Annotated in this window: 14 protein-coding genes; 5 read left to right on the top strand and 9 right to left on the bottom strand. The window is 46.6% G+C overall.

What is annotated here, in order from left to right:
• Positions 1 to 234 precede the first annotated feature (234 nt).
• From HPT30_RS09860 to HPT30_RS09840, 5 genes are all read right to left on the bottom strand, one after another.
• Positions 235 to 1,605, bottom strand: a complete 1,371-nt coding sequence (locus HPT30_RS09860; RefSeq protein WP_175371229.1) for an LLM class flavin-dependent oxidoreductase — start codon at positions 1,603 to 1,605, stop codon at positions 235 to 237.
• Positions 1,606 to 1,632: 27 nt separating this feature from the next.
• Complete coding sequence (locus HPT30_RS09855) at positions 1,633 to 2,451, bottom strand: ABC transporter permease (RefSeq protein WP_175371228.1); 819 nt, start codon at positions 2,449 to 2,451, stop codon at positions 1,633 to 1,635.
• On the bottom strand, positions 2,448 to 3,296 hold the full coding sequence (locus HPT30_RS09850) for an ABC transporter permease (protein ID WP_175371227.1): 849 nt from the start codon (positions 3,294 to 3,296) through the stop codon (positions 2,448 to 2,450). The genes HPT30_RS09855 and HPT30_RS09850 overlap by 4 nt, the downstream gene beginning before the upstream one ends.
• Positions 3,297 to 3,375: 79 nt before the next feature.
• Positions 3,376 to 4,401, bottom strand: a complete 1,026-nt coding sequence (locus HPT30_RS09845; protein ID WP_175371226.1) for an aliphatic sulfonate ABC transporter substrate-binding protein — start codon at positions 4,399 to 4,401, stop codon at positions 3,376 to 3,378.
• A 244-nt stretch (positions 4,402 to 4,645) separates the two neighbouring features.
• Positions 4,646 to 5,248, bottom strand: a complete 603-nt coding sequence (locus tag HPT30_RS09840; protein ID WP_175371225.1) for a TetR/AcrR family transcriptional regulator — start codon at positions 5,246 to 5,248, stop codon at positions 4,646 to 4,648.
• A 235-nt stretch (positions 5,249 to 5,483) separates the two neighbouring features.
• Here HPT30_RS09840 and HPT30_RS09835 point away from each other — a divergent pair, with 235 nt between their 5' ends.
• From HPT30_RS09835 to HPT30_RS09820, 4 genes are all read left to right on the top strand, one after another.
• On the top strand, positions 5,484 to 6,185 hold the full coding sequence (locus HPT30_RS09835) for a response regulator transcription factor (protein WP_175371224.1): 702 nt from the start codon (positions 5,484 to 5,486) through the stop codon (positions 6,183 to 6,185).
• A gap of 19 nt (positions 6,186 to 6,204) precedes the next feature.
• Positions 6,205 to 7,650, top strand: coding sequence for a sensor histidine kinase (locus HPT30_RS09830; protein ID WP_175371223.1), 1,446 nt, complete (start codon positions 6,205 to 6,207; stop codon positions 7,648 to 7,650).
• A 107-nt stretch (positions 7,651 to 7,757) separates the two neighbouring features.
• Complete coding sequence (locus HPT30_RS09825) at positions 7,758 to 8,516, top strand: ABC transporter ATP-binding protein (RefSeq protein ID WP_312876324.1); 759 nt, start codon at positions 7,758 to 7,760, stop codon at positions 8,514 to 8,516.
• A 5-nt stretch (positions 8,517 to 8,521) separates the two neighbouring features.
• Complete coding sequence (locus HPT30_RS09820; RefSeq protein WP_175371221.1) at positions 8,522 to 10,924, top strand: ABC transporter permease; 2,403 nt, start codon at positions 8,522 to 8,524, stop codon at positions 10,922 to 10,924.
• A gap of 150 nt (positions 10,925 to 11,074) precedes the next feature.
• On the opposite strand, the gene HPT30_RS09815 is transcribed toward HPT30_RS09820, so the two are convergent.
• The 3 genes from HPT30_RS09815 to HPT30_RS09805 are packed head-to-tail and all read right to left on the bottom strand — an operon-like array spanning position 11,075 to position 13,040.
• Positions 11,075 to 12,328, bottom strand: a complete 1,254-nt coding sequence (locus HPT30_RS09815) for an erythromycin esterase family protein (RefSeq protein ID WP_175371220.1) — start codon at positions 12,326 to 12,328, stop codon at positions 11,075 to 11,077.
• A 31-nt stretch (positions 12,329 to 12,359) separates the two neighbouring features.
• Positions 12,360 to 12,845: a DUF6773 family protein gene (locus HPT30_RS09810; protein WP_175371219.1), complete on the bottom strand. Its 486-nt coding sequence runs from the start codon at positions 12,843 to 12,845 to the stop codon at positions 12,360 to 12,362.
• Positions 12,846 to 13,040, bottom strand: coding sequence for a helix-turn-helix transcriptional regulator (locus HPT30_RS09805; RefSeq protein ID WP_175371218.1), 195 nt, complete (start codon positions 13,038 to 13,040; stop codon positions 12,846 to 12,848).
• A gap of 207 nt (positions 13,041 to 13,247) precedes the next feature.
• Between HPT30_RS09805 and HPT30_RS09800 the strand changes: the two genes are divergently transcribed.
• Entirely contained in the window at positions 13,248 to 14,219 is a 972-nt protein-coding gene (locus tag HPT30_RS09800; RefSeq protein WP_175371332.1) for an SDR family oxidoreductase, read from the top strand.
• Between the two features lie 24 nt (positions 14,220 to 14,243).
• Here HPT30_RS09800 and HPT30_RS09795 read toward each other — a convergent pair.
• Positions 14,244 to 16,997, bottom strand: a 2,754-nt coding sequence (locus tag HPT30_RS09795; protein WP_217622327.1) for an S-layer homology domain-containing protein, incomplete at its 5' end; no start/stop codon positions are given.

Here is a 16,997-nt window from a genome sequence, read left to right as displayed (position 1 = left end):
AGACGGCCTCCATCAATTGATAATAACAATCATTATCAATGATAGGTGATCTTTTAATTTATAGCAACGTATGTACAAGCTTCCCGTCTTCCTGACTATACCGGTTGTTGGATTAGCTTATACAAAAAAAAGATCCTCTCCATGAAGAGAGGATCTTTAGCGCGGATTGTCAGTAGACGGCACGGCTATCGTCGACGACTGGATAGCCGCGACCTCATCAAGCCAATCCGTTTCTCAAGTCGCAGCCGGTGCAGCGGATGCAGCCGCTCGTTCATGGCCTGCTTGGAAATGGCGGAGACCCGGCCGCTCCAGACCGAGATGCTCGCGCAGTGTGCTTCCAGTATATTCCTTCCGGAACAACCCCCGCTGCTGGAGAATCGGCACAACATGGTCGACGAATTCATCAAGATTGCCTGGCAGCACCGGCGGCATAATGTTGAAGCCATCGCAGCCATACTCCTGAAACCAATGCTGCATAAAGTCAGCTAACTGACCATAGGTGCCTACAAACTGCATATGCCCCCGGGCACCAATCAGACGCCCGCCTAGATCCTGAATCGAAAGGCGTTCCTTGCGCGCCATGTCCATGATGAGCTGTACGCGGCTTTTCATGCCATTGGTCGCTTCGACAGGATCGGGAATGTCCGGTAGCTCCCCATCTATTGGGTAGCCGGAGAGGTCAAAATTAAGCATGGTGGACAGGGCACCGACAATTACACTAGACGGAATCAAATCCTGTAGCTCCTTGTATTTCTGCTGCGCTTCCGCCTCCGTTGCCCCAATGATTGGTGACAGCCCCGGCATGATCTTGATGCTATCCGCCTGCCTGCCATTCGCCACAAGCTTCCCTTTGACACTGGCATAGAATGCCTGCGCCGCTTCCAGCGACTGTTGCGCGGTAAAGATCACTTCCCCGAACGCAGCCGCAAAATCCTGCCCCGGAGCGGAAGAACCCGCCTGGATTAATACAGGATAACCTTGTGGCGGGCGGGGAACATTGAGTGCCCCTTTAGTCGAATACCACTGTCCCTTGTATTCAACTTCCTTCACCTTTGCTCCGTCAGCGAAAATCCCTGCCTTGCGGTCGATGATAAGCGCATCATCCTCCCAAGTATCCCAGAGCCGGGTGACGACCTCGACGAATTCTCGTGCCATCTCGTAGCGAAGACCATGCTCCGGGTGTTTGTCCTTGCCGTAGTTGTAAGCTTCAACATCCAGCTGCGACGTTACGATGTTCCACCCCGCGCGCCCTTCACTTAGATGGTCCAGTGAGGCAAATTTACGCGCAACGTTATAAGGCTCGTTGTAGGTTGTCGATACGGTCGCCGTCAGTCCAAGCTTCTCCGTCACCGTCGATAAGGCTGCGAGCAGCTGAACCGGCTCCAGCATGCCGGAAGCTGCATCCTCGACACCGCGAACATACAGCAGATCGGCCAGAAACATCATATCGAACTTGCCTCGTTCGGCGGTTTGTGCCAATCTTTTATAAAACTTGAAGTCAAACAGCCCTTCCGCTCCGGACTCCGGATGCCGCCAGCCATAATGATGATGGCCGCTATAGTAGATGAAGGCGCCCAAATGAAGCTGCTCATCTCTTGTTCCCATCGTAACTCCCTCCTGCCCTGGTGTTAGTCACCCTCTGAACGTGTCACGCCAACGAAGCCAGCGCTTCTCCAGCAGCCGGACACCTGAATCAGATATCTTGCCGATTAAGGCGAAAATGATAATGCCGACGAAGACGACATCCGTTCGCATATACGCTCTTGCGTCCTGGATCATATAGCCGATGCCCGCGCTTGTGCCCATCATCTCCGCGACGACAAGCACCAGCCAGGCAATCCCAAGCGACAGCCTGATACCGAGTAAAATATTCGGCAGAGCAGACGGAATAATCAGCTTCGTAATGAGCTGCAACCGCGAATACTGAAGGATACGTGCGACTTCGAACAGTTTCAAATCCACGTTGCGGATGCCAAGAAACGTATTGACGTAGACAGGAAAAAAGGCACCTAGTGAGATCATTAATATTTTGGAAAACTCGCCAATGCCAAACCACAATATAAAGAGCGGAATCAGCGACAGCAGCGGAATGGTCCACATCATCTGTAGGGACGGATCGAGCGTCTTTTCGGCGATTTTATTCAGACCAGTCAATAGACCAAACAGCAATCCCGTCCCAGCACCCAGCAAAAAGCCGACCATTGCCCGATAGAGGCTGATGCTCATATGCTTATAGAGCTCGCCGCTGGCGATCAGCTCCGCAAACTGCTTCACAATGTCACTCGGTGTCGGCAGCATAGATGCCGGTACAAGACCGAGCTGTCCCACAGCCTCCCAGACGATTGCGATCGCTACCGGCACAAGCCAGCCGTGAAGCGGCCTCGGAATCACTCGGAGCCAGCCTTCTTCTGATGGGCGCGACCTTTTCTCATCCAATACTTGCCCGCTCATAGCTTCCCATCTCCTTTATAGCTGTTCTGCCAGCGCAGTAACCGGCGCTCCAGCAGCTTCACCAATGAATCCGTCAGCTTACCGACAACGGCAAATACAATAATTCCGACGAACACGACAGAGGTCAGCGAAAATGATCTGGCATCATTGATCAGAAAACCAACGCCAGAGCTGGAGCCCATCATCTCGGCAACCACAAGCACCAGCCAGGCAACCCCGACTGACAACCTTACTCCCAGCAAAATGTTCGGCATGGCGGCGGGAACGACCAGCTTCGTGATCATCTGCCATTTGCTGAATTGAAGCACCCGGCCGACTTCGAACAGCCTGCTGTCTACCGAGCGAATGCCAAGGAACGTATTGACGTAGAGCGGAAAAAACGTCCCTTTGGCGATCAGCAGCACTTTCGACGTTTCACCAAAGCCGAACCATAGAATGAACAACGGCGCAATTGCGAGATGAGGCAGCGTACGCAGCATTTGCAGCAGCGGATCGAGCAGCCGCTCTGTTTTGTAGGAGAAGCCTACCCAAATGCCGGCCGCCAGCCCCAATCCCCCGCCAAGCAAGAAGCCAAGCAGTGCCCGCCATGCCGAGATCCCTAGATGACGTATCAGCTCGCCGGAAGATGTCAGACTGACGAATTCCTCTACTATTTTACTGGGAGCAGGCAATAAAATCGGATTCAGCTTCCCCATTCCAGCAGCAATTTCCCAGAACACAACCGTTGCTACAGGCAGCAAGATCCCCAGCGCTACATTAGTAACCTGTATGGATCGCCGCCGCTTCGGTCTCTTCGATGTTCCCGTTTTCTCCTGTACGAGCGGCGTTGCTGCCGCATTCTCCATCACTACCACCTCGTTACATTCATTTCATTTATCTAGTATTTTAGTTGTTATCTGTAGTTCCATTTCACCTTTACTCCCTTTATTTCAAAGCTTCTTTCACGTATTGGTTGTCGAATACCTCGGATACGTTAATCTTTTTGCGAATATTTCCGATCTCATACTGGAAGTCTGCCGTTTTCTGCTGCTCGGCAATGATCTCGTCACTTACAGGGATATTGATTATTTTAGACCGTACCTGTGTTCCTTTGATCACCTCAACCGGAACTTTACGTTCTGTTGCATAACGGTTCAACGCTTCGTCCAGGTTCTGCTCTTCCCATAGCCGGGTTTTCTCGAATACCTTCAGGTAAAGTGTAACGAGCTCCGGATATTTCTCAGCAAACTCTTTACGCACGATCTGGAAAGACGGGGACAATACACCCAACTGCTCGCCGTCCGTCAACACTTTAGCTTTGCCCGTCAACGTATTAAGCGTAATATAGGGATCCCAGGTAGCCCATGCGTCTACACCGCCCGACTCGAATGCCGGCTGCGCTTCATCCGGCTGAAGCTGAATAATTTCGACATCGGAGTCTTTAATTCCGGATTCGGCCAAACCGCGATAGAGGAAGTTGTAGGCATTGCTCCCTTTGGCTACAGCTATCTTCTTACCTTTCAAATCATCAATCGTTTTAAGCGCACTGTTGGTTGGCGTGATGATCGCCACATTGTTCTTTCCTTCGAGCAATTGCGAGATGACCTTGAACGGAATATCCGCTGCCTGAGCGGCAATGATCGGCATGTTACCAAGACCGGCAAAATCAAGATGATTGGACGCAATGGCTTCGGTCATCGGAGGTCCGCTCTGGAACTCTGCCCATTCGACCTTCACACCAAACTGTCCGAACTCATCCTCAAACCATTTCTCCTCCCGCGCTTTGCCCCACAGCCCGCCGCTGCCCTGAACGCCCAGCTTCACGGTCAATCCCTCATAGTTATTGGTTTCTTTGACTTCTTTGACTTCTTTGGTTTCTTTAGCTTCACTTCCGCTTTTTTCTGTGTTGGCGCAACCCACTGTAAGCACCGCTATCAATAGAATCAAAGCCCATACCTTGAATAATTTCATCTCCCATTCCCCCATCGATTGATTTAAATAAACTTTTCTCACATGATTACTAGGTATTAGGCATAAAAAAAAGAGATGCCACGGTACATTCTGCTGCATTGTTGCAAGCAGTATTGCCCCGTCAATCTCCGGTTGTCTGGTCGATTGGACAATATTCAATTGTTCATCCACAAACTGAATATGTATTCGTTTTGTTACCTGTTATATTAGCAATGACTTAAATCACTTGTCAAACTATTTTTTGTCATTTCTTAGGCACACTAAATAAGGTTACGATGTTTGCAGCTTGAATCTTCACCGGAATTTCATAGCCGGGCGCCAATTGTAGTGTCAAGCCTTGAATCAAGCTGACAAAATAGAAGGCAAGCTCCTTCGGATCACCCTCAATAATGACACCCGCGTGCTGTCCCTGCCGCATAATTTCGGCCATCGGCTCCAGATTTGTAGTGAATCTGCGTGTAGCCGCTTCCCGCAGCTCCGGATTCACCGTTTCGTTCGTCCGGATGCTTTGCAGCATGATCGTAAAAGCCCAATTCTCAGGTGTGGCGATCCAGCTCTCACAGATGAGATGCAGCTTTTCCCGGGCATCCATAATTAGCGCAGCTTGATTAGAGATTTGAAGGCCATAATCGATCTGCCCCCGCTGCAGCACCGCACTGAATATATCTTCCTTCGACGCAAAATAATTGTAGACGTTGCCGACACTAAGTCCGGCTTCCTTGGCGATATCCTTCACACTGGCGGAATCAATCCCCCGTCTGGCAATCACCTGAAGAGAGCAATCCAGAATATGCTCCCGTCTCACTTCTCTTAATTGTTGATCTTTCTCTACATTTCTCGGTGACACTGGAAACCTCCTAGAAGTATACGAAGTATAGAGCGCGGATAGGACAACAACAAGATAGCGATGGTACCCCCCAACTCCACCCCATTCGCTCTGCTCATCTGCATATTCTATCTCTTTATAGTTAAATATTCAAAATCCTCTGCTTCAGCCGCAAGAATCACTTACCCATCTCCCATTACCTGAAAACCCCTCCTATGGTAAAATTAAAGAAGAATCTACCATTAGGAGCACATCGATGAATCAGACTAAAGTGATACTTATTATCGAGGATGAACAGGACATCTCCCGTATTCTGAAGGATTATATTCAATTGCACCGTTATGAAGTACATATCGCCGACACCGGCACGACGGGTTTACAACTTGTTGAATCACTAACCCCTGATTTCATCATCCTGGATATTATGCTGCCCGATGTCAACGGAATCGAGCTGTGCCAGCAGATCCGGGATATCACCCGCAGTCCAATTCTCATCTTGAGCGCCCGGGGCAGTGATACAGACAAAGTGCTGGGACTGGGATTCGGAGCAGATGATTATATGACCAAACCCTTCTCCTTAAGCGAGTTGGTAGCAAGAATTCAGGCGCATCTGCGCAGAATGGATGGCATGGAGTTCCAACCCCGGCAGGATGAGGTGCTTACTCTGGATTCTCTCACTATAGATAAAAAAGCATATAAAGCCACTCTAGGCGAACAGGAACTCTCTTTGTCGGCTAAAGAATTCGAATTGTTATATTTTCTGGCCGAGCATAAAAATCAAGTATTCTCCAAAAGCCAGCTGCTGGATCAGGTCTGGGGGTATACCTCTTATGGCGATGAGAGCACCATTACCGTGTATATTCGCCGGCTGAGAGAGAAGATTGAGGCAGACCCTTCCAATCCAGTCTATCTCAAAACCGTGTGGGGTGTCGGCTATAAATTTAATCTGATGAAATGAGAGAATGGGGTAAGAGGAGATGTATTGGAGCAATTGGTTCAAAACATGGCTCATCTCGGTGATAACCTGTATTTTAGTTTTTGTAGGATGCGGGGCCTTCATTTATTACAAGTTAGAGGCCCAAGAACATAATGATCTCGCCCGCTATACCGTGAATCAAGCACGGGTAGAGGTAAGCGAGATCATGTTTTTTCTGGAGCAGCAGCATTCAGTGTTGCCTAGCCGGCAAGACTTGCAAGATCAATTACTGACTTGGAGCCAGCAGAAAAAACTGAACCTGGTGTCCGCTGGACTGGACGGAACAGTCCTCTTTGATTCTTCCCATCAGTTTCAGCCGCTTATAGACAAACTTGATCTCAAGAACAGTGTGCACTATGATCTGCATGCCTCCAAAACAAGTCCGGGCATCTTTACACTCGCCTTCCCTGTGGTCGATCCTGTATCGAAAAGACAGACGGGCAATGCCATTTTCACCTTACCTGAAGAACTCCTCGGCGATAAACAACCTTCTTCAGTTCCCATCGTCTTTCCAGTGCTGATGCTTACCGCTCTCCTCGTTCTGCTGCTTCTCCTGTTACAGCTTAAAAGAAGAATAAACCTTGGCCTACTGCGGCCCATCAACCGCTTGAAGGATCATTCCGAGGCGATTCTCAAGGGGAACTATGAACAGAAAGCAGAGTATGTGGAACAAGATGAAATCGGTGAAGTCTATGCCGTATTCGACCAGATGAGACAAGAGATTATGGAGCTCAGCCAGCAGCGAGATGCACAGAGTAAGGCGCAAAAAGAACTGATTTCGAATATTTCACATGATCTGAAGACGCCATTGACCACTGTGAAAGCTTATATTGACGCCATACAGGAGGGAATTTGCCCCGATCTGCCTGCCATCATGGAATACATGGAGATCATGCAATCGCAAACGAACAAAATGGCTGTGCTGGTTGAAGACCTGCTTGTGCATGCCCTAAGAGATTTAGGACAAATCTCCGTTACCCTTACGGAGTGTTATAGCAAAGAGGTGTTCGAGAGTATCCTGAGACCCATCGGTCCGTATATCCGCACCACAGGCGTCAACTTTATTGAACCTGCGGAGATTCCCAATGTGTTGATCCGGATAGACCCGGTGCGACTGGAACAGCTTCTCTCCAACCTGATTGCGAATGCGCTTAAGCACACTTCGGCGGGCGACTTAATATCAATAGAGATTATTCAGCAACAAGACCAGTTAAAAGTGACCGTATCGGATACAGGTGAAGGAATTCATCCGCAGGATATGCCCTTTATCTTTGAACGATATTTTCAGGGTCAAGCCCCTCCATCTTACGAAAATAGATTAAAGGATGGCTCTGGCCTGGGCCTGTCCATTTGCAAGCATATTATTGAAGCGCATCATGGAACGATCTCTTTTAAAAGTGTTAAACATCAGGGAAGCGCATTTTACTTCACTCTGCCCTTATGTTAATTGGCGTAATCCTGTCTTGCTGTAATACTTTATTAATATTCTGATAAGATTATTGCAGGATTCCCCTTCTACAATGAATGAAAGAAGCTTACAGGAGGAATCTAATTGTGCTGAATACTGCCATCATCCAAGCTAAAAACCTGTGCAAAACCTATTCCACAGGCAGCGAACAGTTCCACGCCATCCGTAATATCGATCTGGATATCTTCCAGGGTGATTTCACAGTAATTATGGGTGACTCCGGTTCGGGAAAATCTACACTGCTCTATATGCTTAGCGGCCTGGATTCCCTAACTGCGGGCGAGGTCTATTTCCGACAACAGCGTATTGACCAATTTTTCGAAAAAGAGCTAGGTGCTTTCCGAACGCAAAAAATTGGCTACGTCTATCAGAGCAGCAACCTGGTGCCAGACCTCACCCTTTTTGAAAATATCGCCTTGCCCGGCTATGTTGCAGGAACGTCCAAACGTGAAGTGAAGCAAAAGGCCTTATCCCTGATGGAGTCCATGAATATTGATGGTCAGCAGAAACGGTTGCCTGCCGAGGTATCGGGAGGACAGCAGCAAAGAGCCGCCATTGCACGGGCGATAATGAATACACCGGATATTATTTTCGCGGATGAACCGACTGGAAGCTTAAATTATGAACAAGGGGTTAAAGTGCTGGATATCCTGACACAGATGAATGCCAAAGGCCAGTCCATCGTCATGGTCACACATGATATCAAGTCCGCCTGCCGGGCGAATCGAATTATCTTTATCCGGGATGGAAAAGTGGGCGGCATGCTGGAACTAGATCCCTATTCTCCGGATGGCCTGCAGGATCGAGAATCCCTTATCTTCTCTTATATCACTGGGAGGGGGTAACGTCGATGGCTGCGATCACGTCCATTTGCCTCGGGAATTTGCGAAAACGTAAGGTTCAGAACCTGCTGATTGCACTGCTTATTCTGCTGTCTACGCTTTTAATGAACACTTCCATTACCGTTATTGCCAATTCAGAAGATCTCTATGAAGACCTGCATCAGGAGACACAAGGGTCGCATGAAATCCTGAATCTAACTCAAGGGCTTCACAATCCACAGCAGATTGCTGACTGGTGGGCTTCCCAAGAAGGCGTCACGGCGTCTGTGCTGCTGCCTTACCGGCCTTTAGCTGGCGTGACCTACAAGGGAGAAGAAATACCGAATCAGTATTTATATATGATGAATACCCCGGATCGGCCGTTCGGCACGGATGAGCTGGTTTTTGCCCAAGGAAAGGAAACGCCTCTTCCCGCGCCAGGAGCGGTGTGGATTCCTACCTCTCTAGCCTATAAGAATGAGATTGCCGTAGGAGACGAGCTTCAGTTCAAGGCTGGTTCTACACAGCTTACGCTAAAAGTTTCAGCGATCGTGATCGATCTTCCGCTGGGCGGTCCCTTTTCCACAACTGCGCGCATCTGGTTGAACGACACGGATTATGGTCATTATCTTGGAGGATTGCCAGGCTCCGATTCCTATTTCATGGGTATTCGTTTCACTGACTATAGTCAACATGAGGCTTACTGGGAGCGGTTTGAGAATTACTTGGGTGTCCCTTTTATGGAGGAACGGCTTACCTATGAGGAACTTTCCTCGTTCTATTTTATCATGAACAAAATCATCGGCTTTGTAATGAGCTTCCTCGGTATTGTCATGATCCTGGTTGCCTTGTTTACGATTGGCTTTACCATTTCAGACTCGATCCTGTCCAGCTACACAACCATCGGGATTTTCAAATCCCTAGGGCTATCTTCAAGGAAAATTATTGTCACCTATATTCTCCAATATAGTCTGCTGTCGCTGGTCGCCATCCTTCCGGGGGTCGTGTTCAGCCGCCTGTTATCCCGCATCATTATTGAACAATCCTTATCCTTTTTAAAAACAGCACAGACCTCCATCCCCATTCAGAACATAGGGACAAGTGTATCCGTGGGGGCCGGCATGCTCCTTGTAATTCTACTATGCGTATGGCTGTATGCGAGCAAAACAAGACCCATCCAGCCAATGCAAGCCATTCGTTACGGAATGTCAGAAGCCGCCTATAGCGGCATCAACAAACGAGGGAACCGAAATAAACGACGTAGCAGTGATTTTGAGCGCTGGCCAGTGTCTGTAGTAATTGGGCTGAGAAATGTAACCCGCAATGTCAAAGGTTCTCTGTTGATGCTGCTGCTGACCACAGTGACCACAGCGGTACTTGTCTTTGGTCTGGTCCTGGTTAACAGCATCTCACAAATGCAGAAAACAGCTCCGCTGTGGGGCTATGATTCCGCTAACGTTGTCATAAGGATTGTGAATGCATCGGAGCTGGACCGTGCAGCCTTGGAAAGAGACATTCGTGCCGATTCCAGAATTGTGAACCTGAACTGGGCTGGTCATGCTATTGGAGTCGTTCCTGGTAACCGGATGCAGCATTCTACAAGTACAACTGGTCAAGCACAATCCATCAGCATCCCGCTTACCGTCGTAGAAGGAAGTATGGATGAGATGGGCCTTGCCAATATTACTGGTCGTAATCCGCAGAATCCAAATGAAATCTCGATCGGTATTAATATTTCACGGCAACTTGGCAAAGAGCTTGGAGATATTATCGAGCTTTATATTGAAGGAAAACGGCACTCTTTTACTGTCACCGGCATTTATCAATCCATTGCTAATATGTCCTTTCAAGCCAGAGTCACAGCGGATGTCGTGACCAAATTAAATCCGGATGACGGATATATGAATCTGTCGGACGTTCAGGATTCCGATGATATCGTGCGGCAGCTAAATGACCAATACAGCTCCAGCATTCAGGCCGTTAAGCAGCAGACACTGCTGGATTCAGTCTTCAAGGAGGCCAGTGCTGTCCTGATCATCCCTATGAGCATATTGGGATTACTATTTCTCATGGTCAGCTGGCTTATCATCTATAGCACTTGCCGGATTCATATCCGGAAGGAGACAAAACCCTATGGTATCTATAAATCCATTGGACTGACTTCAAATACAATACGTGGAGCTGTAACCTGGGGCATTGTGGGGCTATCTCTTATAGGTGCTGGATTAGGGATTTTATGTGGTATCTCTCTCCTGCCTCACCTCTTGCGCGGGCTTCTATCCTCATACGGTATTGTCAAACTACCGCTTTTTATGAACTGGACAGGGATTTCTCTACTTGCTCTGCTTAGTATAACCGTGGCAGGCCTCGGCTGCTGGATTGCATCCAGAGTGATTTTGAAGACTACCCCGCGTATTTTAGTTTCGGAATAGCGGGTTTAGCTGGCGGTAGTATCCACTTTGGAAAATGAAATCTTTCGGGGAGATGTTAAGCCTCTTCTTATGTTTTCGGACTTAGGGCGGAAGTGTAAGAAGAGGCTTTTAAATGTAGGGCTCCCTACGCGTTCTTTCACCAACAACCTTCTATTCAAGAAGTGTTGAAGGAGTAACCTTTTTGAAAACAATCATTCCATCAAATGTATCTCTAGGGACGATGGTTGTTGTATAAAAATGCTTCAGAATCTTTTGCCAACTTGAAATTCCAACGTTTAAGGTTGTAATGGTTTGCTTACCCTCTAAAATTCTGTTCAAATTTTCATCATCGGCTGCTTTCAAGAAGTCCATATAGTAATATTTATTCTCCATATGATCAAATTGATCATTTAATTCATTTCGATTTTCAACTTCCATCACACTAAAATCTCCATTACTGTTTTGTGAATGAAATTCCGTATTCTCTGCATCAGTTCCGATAGCGAAATAATTATCTCCTACATCATTACTTAAATGTTCGCCTAAAGAAGTATAACTAGAAACTGATTTTTTGCCGATATGACCATTATGACCATTAATAAACAGTACACTACCGTCTCCGTGCCGTAAAAACCAACTTACTTTCTCAGACATATACTTATCTCGCAAAGAATTGTAATCAGAATTACTGCTTAATAGCAAATCACTATACGCATAGATTGTATTTGCACTTTCTCTTGCAAAATCAAAACCAGTCTGTCCAGCAATGGCAACAATATCTTTTTCGTAAGTGTCCATTTCTTTCAACAACTCTAAAGCATCTTCTTTGGACTTTTTCAAAACCTCTACACTTATAGCCAGTCTATCCTCATCAGTCAATTGTAAAAAAGCAGTTTTATATTTTTCACTCAATTCAGGTGCAGCTAGATCTAAAATGGAAAATAGCTTTTCCTTGTTATTATCGTATCGTTGTATGTCCATTCCATAAAAGTGTAAGTCTTTTCCCGCGGGGGCGTTTTTATTATAGGAACGCATCCAATCAACTAAATCAGCCATTTCTTGCGTGTTATAAATCTTGAAGCCTATTTCCTTAACAACATCTTCGGCGGATCCCTCAGCCCCATGAATATAAGCATCTGCCTTTAATGCTCCTCCAAAATCCCCCTCAATAATAAATGTTCGACTCCCATTGTTTTCTACCAAAGCTTTGAACACTTCTGCTTTCATCTGTTGATATTCTTTTGTGCCATGACTTGCTTCTCCAAGCCCTACAACCTGCACATTTTCTGAAACAGTAAGAGTACTGATATCTGTCTGTAAAATAGATAAGTCCGTTGGCAGTTTTGCTGCTCCATTTCCACAGCCTGCAAGCAGAGAAATACTCAAGGTTGCTATAGCTGCAATAGTTAACATTTTTCTTCTCATTCTTAACCTCCTTCCATCTCTATTGTAGATTTCAATCGTCTTCTTCTATTTCATTGAGTTTCTTTTCAATTCTTCTTTGTCCTAGCAAGTTGGACCAATATAGAAGAGCAAATATAACTGAAATAAAAACAAGCGCAGAAATGAACGTTACTACTAATACTGAAATAAATAACCCATCGAAAATCCCAGAGTACTTATCACTGTAAAGAGAATAGTTTCTTACTCCGTTTATAATACTTATTGCAAGGCTTATCGCTAAAATAGACGTTATTGTTAATACTTTTCCACCTTTGGAATTAAGAACATATCCAATTAACATGCTCCTTATTGCGATATAAGCTGTGGACAAAATAATAATCCCAAGTTCAACTGCGAACTGTGAAAAGTCCAAATCCAGCACATTGGATTTAATAAAGCAAGAAATAGCTGCCAAGAATATTACTACCCAATAGGCTTCGCTCTGAACTTTGTTCTTTAACTGCATAATTTGTTCATCTTTGATTTTCGTATTTTTCATTTAGTCCTCCCAGAATAAGTCATTAAGTGTTTTGTTAAGAGCTTTGCAGATTTCAATACAAAGTTTCAATGTCGGATTATAATTGCCGGATTCTATCAAGCCAATCGTTTGCCGTGTTACACCCACAATGACAGCTAAATCCTCTTGACTCATATCGTTTTCAATTCGAGCCATTTTCATTTTTTTATTTTTCAAGAAATCCATCCTTCCTTATTATGGATTTTATTATATGTTATACATTCCAAAATGTAAACTATATATTGCATAAAGTAATTTATATTATCCTTTTAGATATATATAAATTGCAATGACTTAAGAATAAAGTAAGATCCATATATGACAAGAGATGTCGTGATTACAATCTATAATTAAGTTGTATTCAACAAAGGAGGTATGAACGAAATGACTTGTTTACAAGGAAAAATTGCTTTAGTGGCTGGGGCTACACGGGGAGCTGGACGAGGTATCGCTGTAGAGTTAGGGGCATCAGGCGCGACGGTTTATGTGACAGGAAGGTCAACTATAGCTCATCGTTCCGAATACGATCGTCCTGAAACTATAGAAGAAACGGCTGAACTAGTTACCATGGCTGGCGGTCACGGAATCCCGGTTCAAGTCGATCATTTAGATCCTGATCAGGTCAAGAAATTAGTGGATCGCATTGAGCAAGAGCAAGGCCGGCTTGATATTCTCGTGAATGATATATGGGGAGCTGAAAAGATGATTGACTGGGATGCCCCTGTGTGGAAACATTCACTTGAAAAGGGTCTGCGTATGTTGCGGCTCGCTATAGACACGCATCTCATTACAAACCATTTTACACTCCCCCTCCTGCTTAAAAATAAGAATGGTTTAATTGTAGAAATGACCGACGGAACAGCTGATTATAATTATAAAAATTACAGAGTATCTATGTTTTACGATCAGGCTAAAACCTCCGTTATTCGTATGGCATGGGCTCTTGCTCAAGAAATTGGGCCTTATGGATGTACAGCAGTGGCGCTCACGCCAGGCTGGATTCGTTCGGAAATGATGCTCGAACATTATGGAGTACATGAAGAAAATTGGAAAGATGCTGCAGTCAAGGAACCTCATTTTATCATTTCGGAATCCCCCCGTTTTGTTGGCCGGGCTGTTGCTGCTCTTGCTCAAGATTCTGAATTAGCAAGATGGAATGGACGATCCCTTTCAAGCGGAGAGCTTGCGCAGGTTTATGGGTTTACGGATCTCGACAGCTCACAACCGGATTGTTGGCGTTACATAACCGAGGTCATAGATGCTGGTAAACCAGCGAATGTTGAGGGTTATAGATACATAAAATACAAAAAAACATCCCTTCCCAACATTGAAACTCTTGCCGGGAAGGGATGTTAAATTATACCTACGGGATATCTCTACTTAGATCAGACCTGATTTTTGTAAAAGTCTTTGAATAATGGTTGCAACCTCAGCTCTGCTAATGAATGACTTCGGTGCAAGCTCAGTAGCGCTTCGTCCAGATATGAGGCCAGCCTGAACACTGTCAGCAACGCTGCTTTGCGCCCATCCAGATACGTTTGCTGCATCCCCAAATGAAAGAAGTGCTGCATCTTCCGCTTGGATGGACAGCGTTGCCTTCAGTCCAGTAATCGTCATTGCTCTGGAGAGAATCGTCATAGCCTGTTCTCGAGTAATTTTGTCGTTCGGCCGGAATGTACCGTCCTCAAACCCGCTAATCAACTGATACGCATATGCCGTGTTGATCGCGCTGCTAGACCAATCTGATGTCTTCACATCAGAGAACACCGTTGAGCTATCTTCCAGCTTCAATCCCAGTCCGCGCACAAGGATAGCTGCGAACTCGGCTCGGGTGATATCTCGATCTGGACTAAATAGACCGCTGCCCGTACCATCAATGACCATCCGTGATCCCATGTCGTTAATCGCATCTTTCGCCCAATGGTTCACGACATCAAGGAATTCGACCGGATGCCAGACGACAGAGTAAGTACTATTAGTTAAGCTGTTGATCTGAGCGTAATACTTGCCATCGATTTGAACGATCTTAGTCGGTACGTGGCGAACACTTCCATCCGGACCAACAACAACGCCTGTCGTGATCTTGTTCGGGTCAACCCCGGCCGGAATGGCGATCGTTCTTTCCACATAAGCATTGAACTTCGATACTTCAACACTAGTATTTTCGTAAACAGCTTTGATCGTAAAATCCAGCGGTGGAACTACAAGCGTGAACGTGCCTTTCACTGCCGCGTCCTCTACAACCTTCACTGCATCCGCTGTTGGCTTGGCGATTTCGATTTGTATCTTAATGTCTTGCAAAACAATCGACTTGCCCAGTTTTTCCGATATAGCATCGATTTGAATTTGTTGTGCCGGGATCGTATACGTCGCTTGATCCGTCTTGATCGCTACAAGAGCTTGCTTGCTTTCCATGCTTTTGATCATCTGACCATTAAGCTCACCAATAACGACATCAGAATTAGAACCGACCGGAATCGTAACAATGGCCCCTTGACCTTCAGTCTCCAGTTTATCCTCCAGCTTCTTCTGGTCGACGATAATCGTTGTAACGCTCTGGTCATTTCGCTTGCTTGTTGTGGCCGTTCCCGCATTCTCCACTTTCCCGTTAACAAGGATGTCAACACTTGTATTCGTATTGACAGGTACCGTCGGTGAGGAAGGCTGGGATGAGCCCGAATTGCCATTGTTGCTAGATTCTGCTCTCGGTATGATTGTATTCGATTCGGCGGATGCTGTGCTTCTTTTTCCTGCAGCATTGATCGCTACTACAGTAAAGCTATAACTCGTTCCATTGGTCAACCCTGTTAAAGTAATCGGGCTTGTCGCTCCGGTAACGATCACATTGCCTGGTGAAACAATCACTTCATATCCCGTAATTGGGATACCTCCGTTTTCAATAGGAGCCGTGAACGTAACGATCGCTATTCCATCACCAGCGGTCACCGTCACATTTGTAGGCTCTCCAGGGATCGTTGATGGAGTCACGCTAACTTCATTCGATGCTGCGCTCAAACCACCTTCACTCCCGGCCTTCACCACAAAGTAATAGGTCGTACCGTTTGTCAGATTCTTAACGATGTGGGTAGAAGAAGTGACAGTTGTCAATTCAACGTCGGTATATTGGCCCGAAGTCGTCGCCATATAAATGTTGTAATACGTAGCTCCCGTTACCGTATTCCAATTAAGAGTAACCTCATGATCGCCGTCAACAGCGACCAGGCTTTGCGGATTAGCAGGAACACTCGACAAGTTTACGGATTGCGTGACGGTAAATGTTACAGGCGTCATATGATCCGCTGCTATCGTAACCGTTGCCGTATAGGTGCCCGAAGGCAAATTGTCCTTGGCATGGATGTCAAAGCTTGTTGCTGTGCCGCTAGTTAAGTTTGATGATGGATGCGTCGTTACAAAATCATTGGCGTTCTTGCCGCTAAGCGTTACCGACAAGTTTACCAGGTCGCCTGTACCTGTATTCGTGAGGGTGATTGGTCTAGTTTCTTGGGTACCTGAATGGTATCCCTGAGTAAGAGCCGCTAACGATTGATCCGTAATTTCATCAATCGAATAAGAAAGTGCCGCTGTGACCATAATCGTTGCGGTACCTTTCTTCGTTGCGTCTGCCGTCGAAGTTGCCGTGACCGTATAAACGCCCGGTGCTGCATTCGCTGCTACGCTTACTTTTCCTGTGTTGTCCACCGACACTTTGTTGCTCGCGTCACTGCTACTCCACGTAACCGTGGTCGCTGCTCCGCCAACGGCATCAACCGTAGCTGCGAGCTGCTTGCTATTGCCTGGCAAGATGCTTGCCGTGCTTGGGCTGACCGCTACGCTATTAACTGCTGGCGCCACCGTTACCGTGATCGCCGCAGACGCTTTCTTCGTTGCGTCTGCTGTCGACGTTGCTGTGATCGTATAAACGCCTGGTGCTGCATTCGCTGCTACGGTTACTTTCCCTGTATTGTCCACTGCCACTTTGTTACTGGCGTCACTACTACTCCACGTAACCGTGGTTGCTGCTCCGCCAACGACATCAACTGCCGCTGTGAGTTGCTTGCTTCCGCCTGGCAAGATGCTTGCCGTGCTTGGGCTGACCGTTACGCTATTGACGGCTGGCGCCACCGTTACCGTGAT

This window comes from Paenibacillus agri (assembly GCF_013359945.1).
Classification (GTDB): Bacteria; Bacillota; Bacilli; order Paenibacillales; family Paenibacillaceae; genus Paenibacillus_AQ; species Paenibacillus_AQ agri.
The sequence above is the reverse complement of the archived record's forward strand: the minus strand, read 5'-3'. Positions and strand labels throughout refer to the sequence as shown.